Source organism: Pseudomonas sp. I3-I5 (genome assembly GCF_022699445.1).
Taxonomy (GTDB): domain Bacteria; phylum Pseudomonadota; class Gammaproteobacteria; order Pseudomonadales; family Pseudomonadaceae; genus Aquipseudomonas; species Aquipseudomonas fulva.
Genome location: NZ_CP093940.1, coordinates 80292 through 93847, shown reverse-complemented (window position 1 = coordinate 93847; position 13556 = coordinate 80292). Strand labels below are relative to the sequence as shown.

General features: G+C 63.4%; 14 protein-coding genes. 6 read left to right on the top strand and 8 right to left on the bottom strand.

Annotated features, from left to right (window positions below; genetic code table 11):
* Positions 1-31: 31 nt before the first annotated feature.
* Together MOP87_RS00390 and rimK are read left to right on the top strand one after the other, a co-directional pair.
* Positions 32-448 carry an ATP-dependent zinc protease gene (locus MOP87_RS00390; protein WP_230396037.1) on the top strand — a complete coding sequence of 139 codons (417 nt, stop codon included), beginning with the start codon at positions 32-34 and terminating at the stop codon, positions 446-448.
* Positions 445-1350, top strand: a complete 906-nt coding sequence (gene rimK, locus MOP87_RS00385; RefSeq protein ID WP_027914119.1) for a 30S ribosomal protein S6--L-glutamate ligase — start codon at positions 445-447, stop codon at positions 1348-1350. Before MOP87_RS00390 ends, rimK begins: the two co-directional genes overlap by 4 nt.
* Before the next feature lie 83 nt (positions 1351-1433).
* Here rimK and MOP87_RS00380 read toward each other — a convergent pair whose 3' ends face one another.
* Both MOP87_RS00380 and ompR read right to left on the bottom strand, forming a co-directional pair.
* Positions 1434-2747: an ATP-binding protein gene (locus MOP87_RS00380; protein WP_027914120.1), complete on the bottom strand. Its 1314-nt coding sequence runs from the start codon at positions 2745-2747 to the stop codon at positions 1434-1436.
* A 13-nt stretch (positions 2748-2760) separates the two neighbouring features.
* On the bottom strand, positions 2761-3501 hold the full coding sequence (gene ompR / locus MOP87_RS00375) for a two-component system response regulator OmpR (RefSeq protein ID WP_027914121.1): 741 nt from the start codon (positions 3499-3501) through the stop codon (positions 2761-2763).
* A gap of 216 nt (positions 3502-3717) precedes the next feature.
* Between ompR and MOP87_RS00370 the strand changes: the two genes are divergently transcribed.
* The 4 genes from MOP87_RS00370 (at position 3718) to MOP87_RS00355 (ending at position 8789) form a co-directional block, all read left to right on the top strand.
* Complete coding sequence (locus MOP87_RS00370) at positions 3718-6042, top strand: Tex family protein (RefSeq protein WP_027914122.1); 2325 nt, start codon at positions 3718-3720, stop codon at positions 6040-6042.
* Positions 6042-6425 carry a PaaI family thioesterase gene (locus MOP87_RS00365; protein ID WP_033694972.1) on the top strand — a complete coding sequence of 128 codons (384 nt, stop codon included), beginning with the start codon at positions 6042-6044 and terminating at the stop codon, positions 6423-6425. The genes MOP87_RS00370 and MOP87_RS00365 overlap by 1 nt, the downstream gene beginning before the upstream one ends.
* A 139-nt stretch (positions 6426-6564) precedes the next feature.
* Positions 6565-8157 carry a glutamate--cysteine ligase gene (gene gshA / locus MOP87_RS00360; protein WP_027914124.1) on the top strand — a complete coding sequence of 531 codons (1593 nt, stop codon included), beginning with the start codon at positions 6565-6567 and terminating at the stop codon, positions 8155-8157.
* Entirely contained in the window at positions 8157-8789 is a 633-nt protein-coding gene (locus tag MOP87_RS00355; RefSeq protein ID WP_027914125.1) for a TetR/AcrR family transcriptional regulator, read from the top strand. Before gshA ends, MOP87_RS00355 begins: the two co-directional genes overlap by 1 nt.
* A gap of 27 nt (positions 8790-8816) precedes the next feature.
* Here the strand turns inward: MOP87_RS00355 and MOP87_RS00350 are convergent, their stop codons facing one another.
* The 6 genes from MOP87_RS00350 to ssuE all read right to left on the bottom strand — a co-directional run bounded on the left by MOP87_RS00350 (position 8817) and on the right by ssuE (position 13532).
* Positions 8817-9032 carry a molybdopterin-binding protein gene (locus MOP87_RS00350; protein ID WP_003255829.1) on the bottom strand — a complete coding sequence of 72 codons (216 nt, stop codon included), beginning with the start codon at positions 9030-9032 and terminating at the stop codon, positions 8817-8819.
* Between the two features lie 33 nt (positions 9033-9065).
* A complete protein-coding gene (ssuB, locus tag MOP87_RS00345; protein WP_027914126.1) occupies positions 9066-9878 on the bottom strand; it encodes an aliphatic sulfonates ABC transporter ATP-binding protein in 813 nt (270 codons plus the stop codon).
* Positions 9875-10672 (bottom strand): aliphatic sulfonate ABC transporter permease SsuC, encoded by a 798-nt coding sequence (gene ssuC, locus MOP87_RS00340; RefSeq protein ID WP_027914127.1) that lies wholly within the window; start codon positions 10670-10672, stop codon positions 9875-9877. Before ssuC ends, ssuB begins: the two co-directional genes overlap by 4 nt.
* 10 nt (positions 10673-10682) lie before the next feature.
* On the bottom strand, positions 10683-11831 hold the full coding sequence (ssuD, locus tag MOP87_RS00335; RefSeq protein WP_027914128.1) for an FMNH2-dependent alkanesulfonate monooxygenase: 1149 nt from the start codon (positions 11829-11831) through the stop codon (positions 10683-10685).
* A gap of 57 nt (positions 11832-11888) precedes the next feature.
* Positions 11889-12854: a sulfonate ABC transporter substrate-binding protein gene (locus MOP87_RS00330; protein ID WP_027914129.1), complete on the bottom strand. Its 966-nt coding sequence runs from the start codon at positions 12852-12854 to the stop codon at positions 11889-11891.
* An 84-nt stretch (positions 12855-12938) separates the two neighbouring features.
* A complete protein-coding gene (gene ssuE / locus MOP87_RS00325) occupies positions 12939-13532 on the bottom strand; it encodes an NADPH-dependent FMN reductase (protein ID WP_242809991.1) in 594 nt (197 codons plus the stop codon).
* Between the last annotated feature and the right edge of the window lie 24 nt (positions 13533-13556).

The window sequence follows — 13556 nt, the reverse complement described above, 5'->3', positions numbered from 1 at the left end:
GCGGGAATGGGTAGCCTTGCCCGAGCTGGGCGTGGCAGGGTTACGCGCCAAGATCGACACCGGCGCCAGCACCTCCAGCCTGCATGCAACCGAGATAGAACCTTTCGAACGCAACGGCCAGCCGTGGGTCCGATTCACTGCGCACCTGGGTTCGATCGTGCAATTGCGTCACCGCCGCTGCGAGGCGCCGCTGGTGAGCATGAAAACCATCCGAAGCTCCAATGGCCACGCCCAAACCCGTTATGTCATTCGCACCACGCTCGCGTTGGGTGACAGGGTATGGGCAGTCGAATTTACCCTGGCTTGCCGCAAGAGCATGCGTTACCGCCTGTTGCTGGGTTCCAAGGCCCTGATTCACGGCCAGTTGGTCGTCAATCCGGGCCTGAAGTACGTACAAGACAAACCTGCCTTTCCGGCCACCCACACTACCTTGACAGGTGCTGCATGAAGATCGCTGTGCTTTCGCGTAATCCGCGTCTGTATTCCACCCGCCGCCTGGTCGAAGCCGGTACCCAGCGTGGTCACGAGATGGTGGTGATCGATACCCTGCGGGCCTACATGAACATCGCCAGCCACAAGCCGCAGATTCACTACCGCGGCAAGCCACTGGAAGGGTTCGATGCAGTCATCCCGCGCATTGGTGCCTCTGTCACTTTCTATGGCTGCGCTGTGCTGCGCCAGTTCGAAATGATGGGGGTGTACCCGCTCAACGAATCGGTCGCCATCGCACGCTCGCGCGACAAGCTGCGCTCGCTGCAATTGCTGTCGCGCCGTGGCATTGGCCTGCCGGTCACCGGCTTTGCCCATTCGCCCGATGATATTCCGGACCTGATCCAGATGGTCCACGGCGCCCCGCTGGTGATCAAGGTCCTCGAGGGCACCCAGGGCATTGGCGTGGTGCTGTGCGAAACCACCAAGGCGGCCGAATCGGTGATCGAAGCCTTCATGGGGCTCAAGCAGAACATCATGGTGCAGGAGTACATCAAGGAAGCCGGTGGTGCCGATATCCGATGCTTTGTGGTGGGTGACAAGGTGATCGCCTCGATGAAGCGCCAGGCCAAACCGGGCGAGTTCCGCTCCAACCTGCACCGTGGTGGTGTTGCCAGCCTGATCAAGATCACCCCGGAAGAGCGCATGACGGCCATCCGTGCAGCCAAGGTGATGGGCTTGAGCGTGGCCGGGGTCGACATTCTGCGCTCCAACCACGGCCCACTGGTGATGGAGGTGAACTCGTCACCGGGGCTGGAGGGCATCGAGGTGACTACCGGCAAGGACGTAGCCGGCATGATCTTCGAACACCTGGAGAAGAACGGCGGGCCCAACCAGACCCGGACCAAGGGCAAGGGCTGATCACCCCGCTGGCCGCCTGCCAGGCCCGCCGGCTTCCTCGGTGGCTGATCGCCCCTTGGAAGCACGCCAGGCCAAGCTTGCGGTCAGACAGCGTTGCGCGGCAACAGCAACCCCAAGGGTAACCGTACCCGTGCTTCGATACCGCCTCCGGAACGATTGCGCAGTTCGACGTTTCCGCCATGCTGGGCGGCAATTCGCTTGACGATGGCCAGGCCCAGCCCGGTGCCTTTGCCGCCTCGCGCACGGTCACCCCGAATGAACGGGTTGAAGATGGTCTCGAGCTCGGATTCGTCGATCCCTGCCCCCCGATCAAGCACGCTCAGTACCACGTACGGGGCGCTTTCATCCCCCGAGACATAGGCTGCAACCTCGACGCCCTTGCCCGCATGGTGCAGGGCGTTGCCAATCAGGTTGCCCAGCATGCGCTTGAGCGATACCCGGCGCACTGGAAACGGCGGTATGGGCTCCAGGCACAGCCGAACACGCTCCTCGGGCTGGTTGTAGGGTGCAACCACTTCACGCACCAACGCTGCAAGATCGACTTCTTCGAGGGGTTCGTCACGCCCGTCGCGAATGAACGCCAGGAACTGGTCGAGAATGGCGTCCATGTCTTCGATGTCGCGCACCATGTCGTCGCTCAGCTCACTGTCGCTGCCGAGCAGGGACAGTGAAAGCCGCAGCCGGGTCAGCGGGGTGCGCAAGTCGTGGGACACGCCGGCAAGCATCAACTCGCGCTCGCGCCCGGCTTGCTCGACGTCTTCGGCCATCTGGTTGAAGGCTTTGTACACCTCGGTCATTTCGCTGGGCGTGTCGCTGACCGGCAGGCGCACACTGCGCCCCTGGCCAAGCTGGCGCGCGGCGAACACCAGTCGTTTGAGCGGCTGGTTCAATTGACGCACGAATATCCAGGCCGATGCGGTGGACAGCAAGCCGATGGCCAGGAACCAGCCCAGCACGTTCCAGATTTTCTGCCCGCGCAACGGGTGGGGGTACAACGGCACCTTCAACCAGCCCGGGCCCAGGCTGGGCGCGTTGACCCACAAGGCAGGCGGCGCATGGATACGCAGCCGTACCTCGGTGTCCTCGCCAAGCTCGGCCTGCATCTGCCGTTGGTAAATCTCGCTATAGGGCCAGTGTTGCTCGCCCTCGGGTACGCCTGCACCGGTCACCCGGATCAGGCCTGCCGCTTCGGCGATCTGGTCACGGTTTTCTTCGTCGGCCGCCCAATAGGCGCGCAAGGTCAATGCCACGCCGTGGCTGTACTGGCGATCGACCAAGACGTCCTCGTTCATCAGCAGGTAGACCAGGGTCAACGCCTTGGAGAACAGAACGACGATCAGCACCAGCCACAAGGTGCGCGCGAAGAAACTCTGCGGAAACCACAGCGGCGTCTTCATCTAGGCAGCAGCGTCATTTGCCGGCGTTTCCGTCCGGTACGAACACATAGCCCACACCCCATACCGTCTGGATGTAGCGCGGTTTGGACGGGTCTGGTTCGATCATGCGGCGCAGGCGCGAGATCTGTACGTCGATGGAGCGCTCCAGCGCATCCCATTCACGCCCGCGTGCCAGGTTCATGAGTTTGTCGCGGGTCAACGGTTCGCGGGCATGCATCACCAGGGCCTTGAGCACAGCGAATTCACCCGTGGTGAGCATGTGCACTTCGTTGCCACGCTTGAGTTCGCGGGTGGCCAGGGACAGCTCGTAGTCGCCGAAGGTGACCGACTCGTCCTCGCTGCCCGGCGCACCGGGTACCGAAGGCGCCTGACGGCGCAGCACGGCCTTGACCCGGGCCATCAGCTCGTCGGGGTTGAATGGCTTGCCGAGGTAGTCGTCGGCGCCCAGTTCCAGGCCCTTGATGCGGCTGAGCTCGTCACCCTTGGCCGTGAGCATGATGATGGGAATCTGGTTGTTGTGCTGGCGCAGGCGCTTGCAGGCGGACAAGCCGTCTTCGCCCGGTAGCATCAGGTCGAGCACCACCAGGTTGAACACTTCACGCTGGAGCAGGCGGTCCATCTGCTCGGTGTTGGGGACCGCGCGGGCACGATAACCCTTGCTGGTGAAGAAACGTTCAAGCAGGCTGCTGAGCCCTGGATCGTCATCGACGATCAGAATTTTTTCACCTTCAGCGGTAGTTGGCGTGCCGGTCATGAATTACTCCTCTGGTATCGCTGCGCATTATGGCGTAGCCGCTACAACGCGTGCCGTGAGCATTGTTAGCAGATTTTTCCCGGGACGCCACTTCCAACTGGCGCCAGGCCATCACCGCAAGCTGTTTGCGATGGGTATAATGCGCCGCTTTCATCCAGCGCCGTCGGGCGAAAGGCCCACCGGCGACTCCGTATTCAAGAACGTCAGGTGGTTTACATGGACAGCATCAACAGCCGTATCGCCGAGGAACTGGGCGTACGCCCACAACAGGTCGAGGCGGCCGTGGGCCTGTTGGACGAAGGCTCTACCGTGCCTTTCATCGCCCGTTACCGTAAAGAGGTGACCGGTAGCCTGGACGACACCCAGCTGCGCCATTTGGAAGAGCGCCTGCGCTACTTGCGCGAGCTCGACGAGCGTCGCATCAGCATCCTTGCCAGCATCGAGGAGCAAGGCAAGCTGACGCCGGAACTGGCGCGCGAGATCAAGCTGGCCGACACCAAGACGCGCCTCGAAGACCTCTACCTGCCCTATAAGCAAAAGCGCCGCACCAAGGGCCAGATCGCCCTGGAAGCCGGTCTGGGCGAGCTGGCCGACAGCCTGTTCGCCGACCCGTCCCTGGTCCCGGAAAGCGAAGCGGCGCGCTTTGTCAGCGCCGACAAGGGCGTGGCAGACGTCAAGGCTGCGCTGGAGGGGGCCAAGTACATCCTCATGGAGCGTTTCGCCGAAGATGCAGCCCTGCTCGACAAACTGCGCAGTTTCCTGAAGCAGGAAGCGGTGCTCAGCGCACGCGTGGTGCCCGGCAAGGAAGAGGAAGGTGCCAAGTTCCGCGACTACTTCGCCCATGACGAACTGCTGCGCAGCGCGCCGTCGCACCGCGCGCTGGCGATCTTCCGCGGGCGCAACGAAGGTGTACTCAGCGCTTCGCTGAAAGTGGGCGAAGAGCTGCCGGGTACCCTGCACCCGTGCGAACTGATGATCGGCGAGCACGTCGGCATCGAGAACCGTGGCCGCGCGGCCGACAAATGGCTGGGTGAAGTGGTGCGCTGGACCTGGAAGGTCAAGCTCTACACCCACCTGGAGACCGACCTGTTCGGTGAACTGCGCGACAATGCCGAGGGTGAGGCGATCAACGTCTTCGCCCACAACCTGCATGACCTGCTGCTGGCAGCGCCCGCTGGCCCGCGCGCCACGCTGGGCTTCGACCCTGGCCTGCGCACGGGCTGCAAGATCGCCGTGGTCGATGCCACCGGCAAGCTGCTCGACTACACCACCGTGTATCCCCATGCACCCAGGAACGAATGGGACCGCACGCTCTCGGTAATGGCTGCGCTGTGCGCCAAGCATTCGGTCGAGCTGATCGCCATCGGCAATGGCACCGCCAGCCGCGAGAGCGACAAGCTGGTGGCTGACCTGGTCAAGCAGTACCCTGCCCTGAAGATCACCAAGGTCATGGTCTCCGAAGCCGGCGCCTCGGTGTACTCGGCATCGGAGCTGGCGGCCCGGGAATTCCCCGATCTGGATGTGTCGATCCGTGGCGCGGTCTCGATTGCCCGTCGTCTGCAGGATCCACTGGCCGAGCTGGTCAAGATCGATCCCAAGTCCATCGGCGTGGGCCAGTACCAGCACGACGTGTCGCAAGTGAAGCTGGCACGCGGCCTCGACGCCGTCGTCGAGGACTGCGTGAACGCCGTTGGCGTGGACGTGAACACCGCGTCGGTCGCCCTGCTCACGCGTATTTCGGGGTTGAACACGACCCTGGCACAGAACATCGTCGCCCATCGCGATGCCAACGGCCCGTTCGCCACCCGTGCAGCCTTGAAGAAAGTCAGCCGGCTGGGTGAAAAAACCTTCGAGCAGGCCGCAGGCTTCCTGCGCGTGATGAACGGCGACAACCCGCTGGACGCGTCTGCCGTTCACCCCGAGGCCTACCCGCTGGTGCAGCGCATCGCCGCCAACACCGACCGGGACATCCGCTCGCTGATCGGGGACAGCAGCTTCCTCAAGCGCCTGGACCCAAAGAAATTCACCGACGAAACCTTCGGCCTGCCCACGGTGACCGACATCCTGCAGGAACTGGACAAGCCTGGCCGCGACCCGCGTCCGGAGTTCAAGACGGCCACCTTCCAGGACGGGGTCGAGGACCTCAAGGACTTGGAGCCTGGGATGATCCTGGAAGGCGTAGTGACCAACGTCACCAATTTCGGCGCCTTCGTGGACATCGGCGTGCACCAGGATGGGCTGGTGCATATCTCGGCGCTGTCGGAAAAGTTCGTCAAAGACCCACGCGAAGCGGTCAAGGCCGGCGATGTGGTCAAGGTCAAGGTCATGGAAGTGGACATCCCGCGCAAGCGTGTCGGCCTGTCCATGCGCATGAGCGATACGCCGGGCGAGAAGGTCGAAGGCAACCGGGGTGGCGGACGTGGCCAGGGGGGTGGCCGTCAACAGCCAGCGCCCCGTCAGCGCGAGACCGCCACTGCAGCGCCGGCCAACAACGCCATGGCTGCCCTGTTCGCCAACGCCAAGCAGTTGAAGAAGAAGTGATGGACGTGGCACCCGAGTACGTGCAAAGCGCCTTCAGCCAATTGCTGGGCTGCAGCCTGCAACGCCTGGAAGCGGGCGTTGCCGAGGTGAGCCTGGCGGTGGCGCCGCACCTGCGCAACCGTGGCCAGAAGCTTCATGGCGGGGCGATCTTCAGCCTGGTGGACATCACCATGGGGCTGGCCTGCTCGTCCAGCCACGGCTTCGACCAGCAGAGCGTCACCCTCGAATGCAAGATCAACTACCTGCGCGCCGTCAGCGATGGCGAGGTGCTGTGCACCGCTCGGGTGCTGCACGCAGGCAGACGCACGCTGGTGGTCGACGCTGACGTAGTCCAGGACGACAAGCTGGTTGCCAAGGCGCAAGGAACCTTCGTCGCGCTCTAGCTCACAAAGCACTATCTGCGGTAACTTCGGCAGTGCGCGCGCACTGCTGGGGCCGCGGTAAACCAGGCGATAACGCCCGTTCCCTTCCCCCTACCCTTGTAGACCGTCATCTCTACCCCCATATTGGGGCGACTGACGCGTGAAGGAATACATCTTGAGCACACTCCTCAACCGCCGCCTGAGCTTGCTCGGCGCCAATCTCCCCTTGCTCAAGCAGTGTCTGCACGGCATTGAGCGCGAATGCCTGCGCGTGACAGACAGTGGCCGTCTGGCCCAGACACCGCACCCCGAAGCACTGGGCGCGGCGCTGACCAACGAACAGATCACCACCGATTACTCCGAATCATTGCTTGAATTCATCACCCCGGCGCTGCCTGACGCCGCTGCGGTGCTGGAAAACCTCGAGCAGATCCACAGGTTCGTCTACACCAAGCTGGGCGACGAGTACCTCTGGAGCCCGTCGATGCCGTGTTCGCTGCCGGCTGAAGAAGACATTCCCATCGCCGAGTACGGCACTTCCAACATCGGCAAGCTCAAGCATGTCTATCGCAAGGGCCTGGCCCTGCGCTACGGCCGCACCATGCAGTGCATTGCCGGCATCCATTACAACTTCTCGCTGCCCGAGGCCCTGTGGCCATTGCTGCGCGAAGCCGAAGGCAGCACTGAAAACGAACGGGATTATCAGTCGGCCGCGTACATCGCCCTGATCCGCAATTTCCGTCGCTACAGCTGGCTGCTCATGTACCTGTTCGGCGCTTCGCCCGCCTTGGACAAGGGCTTTCTGCGGGGCCGCGCCCACCAGCTCGAAGAGCTCGATGGCGACACCCTCTACCTGCCCTACGCCACCAGCCTGCGCATGAGCGACCTGGGCTACCAGAGCAATGCCCAGGCGGGCCTGACGCCCTGCTACAACAACCTGTCCAGCTACACCGACAGCCTGCGCAAGGCGGTAGGCACGCCGTACCCACCTTATGTGGAGGTCGGTACCCATGTCGATGGCGAGTGGGTACAGCTGAACACCAACATTCTGCAAATCGAGAACGAGTACTACTCCAACATCCGTCCCAAGCGGGTGACCTACTCCGGCGAACGTCCAATCCAGGCGCTCACCTCGCGCGGCGTGCAGTACGTGGAGGTGCGCTGCCTGGACATCAACCCGCTCCTGCCAGTGGGCATCGACCTCACCGAAGCACGCTTTCTCGATGCGTTTTTGCTGTTCTGCGCGCTGGACGATAGCCCACAGCTCAACAACAACGAATGCAGCCAGTGCACCAGCAATTTCCTGAGTGTGGTCAAAGAAGGCCGGCGTCCAGGGCTGAAGTTGCAGCGTGATGGGCAGCCTGTGCCGCTCAAGGACTGGGCCAGCGAACTGATTGCTCAGATCGCTCAATTGGCCGACTTGCTCGACCAGGCCCAGGGCGGGGATGAGCACGCCAAGGCCCTGCAAGCCCAGCAGGCAAAGGTCGACGACCCCGAGCTGACCCCATCGGCCCAGGTGTTGGCGCGCATGACCGAGCATGATGAGAGCTTCATCGCGTTCTCGCTGCGACAAAGCCGTCTCCACGCCCAGACACTGCGCGAGCAGCCCCTGAGCCCCGACCAGCAGCAGGCCTTCGAAACGCTGGCGCGCGAGTCCCTGGCCAAACAGTCGCAGCTGGAACAGGAAGAAGTGGGCGAGTTCGATACCTTCGTGGGCGCCTACCAGGCCAGTATCCTGGCAATCAGCAACTGATGACCCGCGGCATCCCAGCGCGCAAGCCACGCGCCAGCAGCCAGGCCCGGATCGAAGCGATCCTGGCAGCTGCCCGCGAGCTCCTGGCCGAGGGCGGGGTGGCTGGCCTGTCGATCTACAGCGTGGCCGAGCGCGCGCAAATCCCGCCGTCATCGGTCTACCACTTCTTCGCCAGCGTGCCTGCGCTGCTCGAAGCGCTGACTGCCGATGTACACAGGGTTTTCCGCGAGGCGCTTGGCGCGCCGATCGACAGCAGCATGCTCACCCGCTGGCATGAGCTGTCGCGGTTGATCGAGCAACGCATGCTGGATATCTACAACGAGGATGCCGCTGCGCGGCAGTTGATCCTGGCGCAGCATGGCCTCAGCGAGGTCATGCAGGCTGACCGGCAGCACGACATGGAGCTCGGCGCCCTGATGCACAGGTTGTTCGACCAGCACTTTCACTTGCCGGTGATGCCTGCGGATGTGGATGTGTTCGCCTTGGCCATGGAATTGAGCGATCGGGTGTATGCCCGGTCGATGCAATTGCACGAGACCATCACCCCGCGCATGGCCGAAGAAGGCAAGCGGGTATTCGAAGCCTACCTGGGCTTGTACCTGCCACCTTTTCTGGTCAAGCGTTCGCACTGAGGGGCCGCAAGGCGGCCCCGTGCTCGATCACAGCTTGGCGATGGATACCTCGGTGGACTTCACGAAGGCAATCACCTCGCTGCCCACTTGCAGTTCCAGTTCACGTACGGAGCGGGTCGTGATGACCGATGTGACGATACCCGAGGCGGTCTGGACGTCGATTTCCGACAGCACCGGGCCTTCGAGGATTTCCTTGACGGTGCCTTTGAACTGATTACGGACGTTGATGGCTTTGATGGTCATTGGAGTGTTTCCTTTTCGATGGCTTCTGGGGGTTCAGTGCGCCCAACGCAACTGCGTGGGCAGGGGGGCAACAGGCTCCGGCTCGGGCGCAGTGCCCGGCGCAGAAAGGACTCGGTTGAGCACTTGGCTTTCAAGCGCGGCCAGGCGGTGCGAACCGCGCGGTCGTGGCCGTGGCAGGTCGACCGTCAGGTCGAGCCCGACTTCGCCGTCCTCGATCAGGATCACGCGATCTGCCACCGCAACCGCTTCACTGACGTCATGGGTCACCAGCAGCACGGTGAAACCATGCTGGCCCCACAGGCGCTCGATCAGTTGCTGCATTTCGATGCGCGTCAGTGCATCCAGCGCACCCAGCGGTTCGTCCAGCAACAGCAGACGCGGTTGGTGGATCAGTGCGCGGGCAAGCGCAACGCGCTGCTTCTGGCCGCCCGAGAGGGCTGCGGGCCATTCGTTGGCGCGGTCGGCCAGGCCCACTGCCTCCAGCGCATCCAGCGCCCTGGCACGCCAATCGCCGGACAGGCCGAGCCCCACATTGTCGATGACCTTTTTCCACGGCAGCAGCCGCGAGTCCTGGAACATCAGGCGGGTTTCTTCCCGTGCCTCGTCCAGCGGTGCAGCACCTGCCAGCAGTTGCCCTGCCGTTGGTTGGTCGAGCCCAGCCAGCAGGCGCAGCAAGGTACTTTTGCCGCAACCGCTACGGCCGACGATGGCGACGAACTGGCCGGCCGGGACATGCAGGTCGATGCCTTTTAGCACCTCGCGCGAGCCGAAGGTTTTACGCAGGCCCTTGGCGGCCAATGGAATGCCACGCAGCAGGTGTGGCGGATTGTCCTTGAGCACGGTCATGCGCCCTCCTTCCTGGCAACTTGATAAGCCGGATGCCATCGCAGCCACACACGCTCAAGGCCACGGGCAGCCAGGTCGGCGAGCTTGCCGAGCACGGCGTACAGCACGATGGCCAGCACCACCACATCGGTCTGCAGGAACTCCCGGGCGTTCATCGCCAGGTAGCCAATGCCGGCGTTGGCCGAAATGGTTTCGGCGACGATCAAGGTCAGCCACATGAAGCCCAGTGCGAAGCGCACGCCCACCAGTATCGAAGGCAAGGCACCGGGCAGGATCACCTGGCGAAACAGGCTGAACCCCGAAAGCCCGTAGCTGCGCGCCATTTCCACCAAGGCCGGGTCGACATTGCGGATCCCGTGATAGGTATTCAGGTAGATGGGGAAGAGCGTGCCCAGCGCGACCAGAAAGATCTTCGCCGACTCGTCGATGCCGAACCACAAGATCACCAGCGGGATCAGGGCCAGGTGCGGCACGTTACGGATCATCTGTACCGAACTGTCGAGCAGGCGCTCGCCCCAGTTGGACAGCCCGGTGATGAAGCCCAGCACCAGGCCAATGCTGCCACCGATCACGAAGCCCAGCCCGGCACGCCAGCCGCTGATGGCCAGGTGCGTCCAGATCTCTCCACTGCGTACCAGGTCGACGCCGGCTGACAGTACGGCGCTTGGCGCTGGCAGAATGCGGGTTGACAGCCAGCCCGCGCTGACCGCCAGTTGCCACGCGGCCAGCAGCAGTACCGGCAGCGCCCAGGGCGCCAAGCGCTCTGTCACGGTATTCGAGGCTTTGCGACTCATACAGTACCCCTCATCGCTGGGCCACGGACTTGGGCAAGATGTCGTTGGCAACCATCTCGCCGAACGGGCTCACGTAGCCGCCGCCGGTGGCAGGCTGAGGCCGTTGTACGTCCAGGTGCGGGAACAACAGTTCGGCCACCCGGTATGACTCTTCCAGGTGCGGGTAACCGGAGAAGATGAAAGTGTCGATGCCCAGGGCGGCATACTCCTTGACCCGTGCGGCGACGGTCGGGCCATCGCCCACCAGCGCAGTGCCTGCACCTCCGCGAACCAGGCCTACCCCAGCCCACAGGTTGGGGCTGACTTCGAGCTTGTCGCGGCTGCCATTGTGCAGCGCGGCCATGCGCTGCTGCCCTACCGAGTCGAAACGGGCAAGCGATGCCTGGGCGCGAGCGATGGTGTCGTCGTCCAGATGGGATATCAGTTTTTCAGCCGCTTCCCACGCTTGCGCATTGGTCTCGCGCACGATCACATGAAGACGAATGCCAAACCGCACCTCGCGCCCTTGAGCAGCTGCCTTATCGCGCACCTGGGCGATCTTTTCAGCCACCGCGCTGGGCGGTTCGCCCCAGGTCAGGTACAGCTCGACCTGCTCTGCAGCCAGGTCTTGGGCGGCTTCGGACGAACCACCGAAATACAACGGTGGACGAGGCTGCTGGATGGGTGGGTACAGCAGCTTCGCGCCTTTGACCTGGATGTGTTTGCCGTCGTAGTCGACTTCTTCGCCTTCAAGCACCTTGCGCCAGATGCGGGTGAACTCGACAGACGCTTCGTAGCGCTCCTGATGATTGAGGTGCAGGCCGTCACCGGCCAACTCATCCGGATCACCACCGGTTACCAGGTTGAACAGCGCCCGGCCATTGGACAGGCGATCGAGCGTGGCGGCCTGCCGCGCGGCGACTGTCGGCGAGATGATCCCAGGGCGCAGGGCTACCAGGAACTTCAGCCGTTCGGTAACAGGAATCAGGGAGGCGGCCACCAGCCAGGAATCCTCGCAGGAGCGCCCGGTGGGTATCAGCACGCCGCCGAACCCCAGGCGGTCGGCCGCCTGGGCAATCTGCTGCAGATAGCCATGGTCGACCGCCCGGGCGCCTTGCGCGGTGCCCAGGTATTTGCCATCACCGTGCGTGGGGAGGAACCAGAAGATGTTGAGGCTCATTGGAGTTGTCTCCTAAGGGATAGCTGAGCCGGGGAAGGCCCGGCACGGGCAGATCAATCAAGGTGCACTGGCAACCTTGGCCGGGGGTGTCCAGATCACGTCCTTGATGCGCAGCGGCTTGGGTATGAGCTTGAGCGTCTGGAAGGTGTCTGCGATTTTCTGCTGGGCCGCCACTACGTCCGGCGTCAAGGGCGCTGCGCCATAGCCTTGGCGCTTGACGGACGTCAGGGTGATGTCCGGCGTGAGCCCAAGCAGCGGAGCGACCTGGTCGGTGACCTCCTGCGGGTTGGCCTGCGACCACTCACCGACCGCACGTACCTGTTCGATGACGGTATTGATGACGGCCGGGTGCTGATTCGCATAACTGCGCGTGGCCAGGTAGAACTGATGGTTGTCTACCAGGCCCTGGCCGTCACGCAGGGTGCGGGCTTGCAGCTGCTGCTCGGCGGCGGCCTGGTACGGGTCCCAGATCACCCAGGCATCGACACTGCCACGCTCGAACGCTGCGCGCGCATCGGCCGGGGGCAGGTAGACCGGTTGAATATCGGTGTACTTCAGGCCTGCGTCTTCGAGTGCCCGTACGAGCAGGTAATGGACATTGGAGCCCTTGTTGAGGGCGACCTTCTTGCCCTTGAGTGCCTGCACCGACTGGATCGGCGAGTCTTTGGGCACCAGGATGGCCTCACTGTGGGGTGCGGGAGGTTCGTAGGCCACGTACAGCAAGTCGGCCCCGGCGGCCTGTGCGAATACCGGAGGCGTTTCGCCGGTCACGCCGAAGTCGACAGAACCGACGTTCAGCCCTTCGAGCAGCTGAGGGCCGCCGGGGAACTCGGTCCACTGCACCTGCACGCCCTGCTCGGCCAGGCGCTTTTCCAGCGTGCCCTTGGCCTTGAGCAGCACCAGGGTGCCGTATTTCTGATAACCGATGCGCAGGGTTTCAGCCTGTGCCTGGGTGATGGCGCCGAGGGACACAGCCGCCGCAAACAGGGCGACCAGACCACGACGCAAGAAGATTGTGCGCATGGCGCTCTCCTGTGCGATGGGGTTCGGGTTGCACCTGCTTGCCTCGTTAACGGGCGAGTAAGGTGATACAGCGGGTTTGCCGGATCAGATGCTCCAGCGAGCACTGATCAGGCGATCATTGAGCACACCGGGTGCTACCGGGCGCGGGCGCCTGGCCAGAGCCAGGTGGAAGGTTTCCAGCGAGTCGTGCAGCCGCTCTTCGAGGGCAGGCGCCAGCTGGGCCGGCTTATTGCCTTCGGCATAGGCGATCTGGCTGTCGTCGGCAAAGATCCCTTGCAGGGTCTCCTGGGCCTTGAGAGCCGACAGCACGGGCTTGAGGGCGTAATCCACGGCCAGCATGTGGGCAATGCTGCCGCCCGTTGCGATGGGCAGTACTACCCGGTTGGCCAATGCGCGCTCGGGCAGCAGGTCAAGCAGGGTTTTCAGCGCGCCGGCGAACGACGCTTTGTACACCGGCGTGGCAACGATCAGTCCATCGGACTGGGCCACCAACTGTTGGAAGTGCTGCACGTGCGGGCTGTCGAAGCGGGCATGCAGCAAGTCTTCGGCAGGAAAGTCGCGCACCTGCAGGGTGACGACTTCAACGCCACGGTGCTCGAGCCACTGCCGCGAACGTTCGAGCAACACGCCTGAGCGTGAGCGAGGACTTGGGCTACCACCGATTGATACGACCAGCATTGCTGCGCTTCCTTGGGTTACGGT

Excerpts from the sequence above, each read along its gene's own strand:
- rimK (WP_027914119.1), top strand. The coding sequence starts at position 445 with ATGAAGATCGCTGTGCTTTCGCGTAATCCGCGTCTGTATTCCACCCGC.
- MOP87_RS00380 (WP_027914120.1), bottom strand. The coding sequence starts at position 2,747 with ATGAAGACGCCGCTGTGGTTTCCGCAGAGTTTCTTCGCGCGCACCTTG.
- ompR (WP_027914121.1), bottom strand. The coding sequence starts at position 3,501 with ATGACCGGCACGCCAACTACCGCTGAAGGTGAAAAAATTCTGATCGTC.
- MOP87_RS00370 (WP_027914122.1), top strand. The coding sequence starts at position 3,718 with ATGGACAGCATCAACAGCCGTATCGCCGAGGAACTGGGCGTACGCCCA.
- MOP87_RS00365 (WP_033694972.1), top strand. The coding sequence starts at position 6,042 with ATGGACGTGGCACCCGAGTACGTGCAAAGCGCCTTCAGCCAATTGCTG.
- MOP87_RS00355 (WP_027914125.1), top strand. The coding sequence starts at position 8,157 with ATGACCCGCGGCATCCCAGCGCGCAAGCCACGCGCCAGCAGCCAGGCC.
- MOP87_RS00350 (WP_003255829.1), bottom strand. The coding sequence starts at position 9,032 with ATGACCATCAAAGCCATCAACGTCCGTAATCAGTTCAAAGGCACCGTC.
- ssuB (WP_027914126.1), bottom strand. The coding sequence starts at position 9,878 with ATGACCGTGCTCAAGGACAATCCGCCACACCTGCTGCGTGGCATTCCA.
- ssuC (WP_027914127.1), bottom strand. The coding sequence starts at position 10,672 with ATGAGTCGCAAAGCCTCGAATACCGTGACAGAGCGCTTGGCGCCCTGG.
- ssuD (WP_027914128.1), bottom strand. The coding sequence starts at position 11,831 with ATGAGCCTCAACATCTTCTGGTTCCTCCCCACGCACGGTGATGGCAAA.
- MOP87_RS00330 (WP_027914129.1), bottom strand. The coding sequence starts at position 12,854 with ATGCGCACAATCTTCTTGCGTCGTGGTCTGGTCGCCCTGTTTGCGGCG.
- ssuE (WP_242809991.1), bottom strand. The coding sequence starts at position 13,532 with ATGCTGGTCGTATCAATCGGTGGTAGCCCAAGTCCTCGCTCACGCTCA.